Raw genomic sequence first — 326 nt, 5'->3', positions numbered from 1 at the left:
TTCGACGTGTGGCAAGGGGCCCCATCTTGCTGCAGAATGTAGTTGCCGACGCCATAGTGGTCATCAAGGGCAGGTAGGACCTTCTTGTTGAGGAGCTCGATGTAGCCGGCGCTGTTTAGGCTGCCATCGATCCAAATGGGCTTGAAGACAAACCCATCGGTTCCTGCCAGGCCGAAGCTCATAGCCTTGGCCGGGAACTTGCTCCTGGCAACGTACCGGATACTTGGGTCGACACAGTCCTTGTCCTTTGCCACGTATCTGCTGTTTCTGCGGTTGTGGTGCATGTCAACGAGCCAGTTCTTCTCGTCCGAGAAGACGATGTTCTT

General features: G+C 55.2%; 1 protein-coding gene. It reads right to left on the bottom strand.

Annotated elements, in window-relative coordinates; genetic code table 11:
• Positions 1–326 (bottom strand): hypothetical protein (locus JEM65_RS21525; protein ID WP_199603803.1); only part of this gene is annotated, 326 nt, incomplete at both ends.

Source organism: Gelidibacter salicanalis, assembly GCF_016469035.1.
GTDB lineage: Bacteria > Bacteroidota > Bacteroidia > Flavobacteriales > Flavobacteriaceae > Gelidibacter > Gelidibacter salicanalis_A.
The sequence above is the reverse complement of the archived record's forward strand: the minus strand, read 5'-3'. Positions and strand labels throughout refer to the sequence as shown.